Genomic DNA, 2140 nt, shown 5'->3' with positions numbered 1-2140 from the left:
ACGTGTCTCTGTTGATTGCAAGGAGAGCGGAAAAGCCGGCAAAATCGGGCCGAATCGCACGGCCGCGCCCGCAATCCCACAGTTTTCTATGATCTTCGTCGTTCCTTTCATTTCAAATTCGGCTCGCACTATCAATTGTGCAGAGCTTCCCTAGATCACGATGAATCAGCGGCACGGGTTCGACAAGCTAATGCGGCGGCAAGAGGGCCGCGTAGATTACTCTCGGTGATCGCTGTGTCAAGATGAAGCCGAGCAAAGGCCAGTGGTCTGATGTAGCGGTGGTGATCTCAACGGCGTACGAATCTTGTGGCAAACAAGTTCTTGAGAATCAAGATAAGAGAATATCCATAAATTATTGATTTTACTGGCTCCCCGGGACGGATTCGAACCGCCGACCAACGGATTAACAGTCTAGCGAATCGCACGTTTTGGCTCACAGGACGCGCGTAAGTGCAAGATTCCCCAAACGTTGATTTTCAAAAGCGGCGTCTGAGCAGATACAGGTTCGCCAGGGCGAAGGCGGTATACAGCCGGACCGTGTTCTTCGCCAAGCCGCGGTAGCGAACCTTGCTAAAACCCCACAGGCGCTTGACCACGTGGAAAACATGTTCGACTCGGGCCCGAGCCGCGGAGCGGCGACGGTTGATGAACCTCTGGTACTCGCTCAAGTGAGGAGAACGGCGGTTGACCCGGTAGCGGACACCCTTCGCCAGGGCGGCCTTACGATGCGCTTCGCTCCAGTACGCCTGGTCGCCGAACACCTCCCGCTCCTCGCCGTGCAGCAACTCGGGCATCTGCGTGATGTCACTCACGTTCGCCGCGGTGGTCGTGAGGCTGTGCACGATACCGTGCCGGTCGGTACCGATGTGCGCTTTCATTCCAAAGTGCCAGTCCTTACCTTTCTTCGTCTGATGCATCTCGGGATCACGCCCCTTCTGCTCGTTCTTCGTCGAGGGCGGCGCCGCGATGATCGTTGCATCGACGATCGTTCCGCTCTTGAGCAGCAGCCGCTTCTCCTCCAGCAGCGAGCGAATCTCGGCAAATATCCGCTCGGTCAGCTGATGCTGCTCGAGCAGGTGCCGAAAGCGCAGAATCGTCGTCTCGTCGGGAATATCGTGGCCGAGCAACTCAATGCCGGCAAACCGACGCATCGACTCGATATCGTAGAGCGAATCCTCGGCTTGCGGGTCCGACAGATTGAACCAGTTCTGCATGAAATAGATGCGCAGCATCTGCTCCATCGGCTTCGGTTGCGTGCCGTTACCCGCTTTCGGGTAATGCGGCTCGATCAGCGCCAGCAATCTCGACCACGGAATCACCGCGTCCATTTCGGCCAGAAATCGCTCGCGGCGCGTGATCTTGCCCTTCTTCTCCCAAGCTACCGAGGCAAACGTCGTTTGCTTCATGAATTTGTCAGCCCCACCGCTGCTGCTTACTGCACACAGTATCGGTCATCTTGGGGTACCTGTGCAGAGCTTCCCTAGGAAACCGCCTGCTTCAGCAGCGCATCGAGGCGATCGCGTTGCGTATCGCCGGTCGAGCGCGCAATTTCCTTTCCGCCTTTGAATAAGACGATCGTGCTCTGCTGAGTAACGCCGAGGGATTCTTTCAGCGTTTTCGCCGTATCAAAATTCGCGACGTAAAGAGTCAGGGATTTCAAGGCCGGCGTTTGGGCCAATTCCTTCAGCACGGGCGCCTGTGCGCGACAGGTGGGACACCAATCGGCATGAAACACCACGGCAACCGGCTTACCCGCCGATCGCAGCGCGTCAAATTGAGCTTGATTGTAGGGAAGCTCAGCGGCGGTGGCAAAGCATGCCAACGAGCTCAACACCACTGAAAACACGGCAGCCATGAGGGCTTTCATAGGTTCTCCGAATGCCAGGGACCTGTAGCCGACCGGCAATTGGGGTTTGTTATTACGCTTTTCCGGTCACTCCAGCCAATTAATCCCCCGATTCATCCGCCGGCGTAGGTGCTTCCTACAAGGCCTACTGGCGTACAGTCGCGCCGGGGGGATTAGCCCCCTGCAGTTAATCGTTGTGGCCATCAAGTGGCCGGCCGAGCGGTGTTATTCATGAGGCTCTGCGCGAGTTTCTCGTGTTGTTCCTCTTGAGGAAGAGCGCCTTGCGCATAGAAG

The 2140-nt window shown here is 56.9% G+C and carries 2 protein-coding genes; both read right to left on the bottom strand.

Translation table 11 applies throughout. The features are described 5' to 3' along the window. Positions 1-476: 476 nt before the first annotated feature. Positions 477-1406, bottom strand: coding sequence for an IS5 family transposase (locus WA354_RS08355; RefSeq protein WP_472812545.1), 930 nt, complete (start codon positions 1404-1406; stop codon positions 477-479). A gap of 74 nt (positions 1407-1480) precedes the next feature. Further along, positions 1481-1867: a thioredoxin family protein gene (locus WA354_RS08350; protein ID WP_472812544.1), complete on the bottom strand. Its 387-nt coding sequence runs from the start codon at positions 1865-1867 to the stop codon at positions 1481-1483. Positions 1868-2140: the final 273 nt, after the last annotated feature.

The organism is Occallatibacter sp. (assembly GCF_049802275.1).
Lineage (GTDB): Bacteria > Acidobacteriota > Terriglobia > Terriglobales > Acidobacteriaceae > Telmatobacter.
The sequence above is the reverse complement of the archived record's forward strand: the minus strand, read 5'-3'. Positions and strand labels throughout refer to the sequence as shown.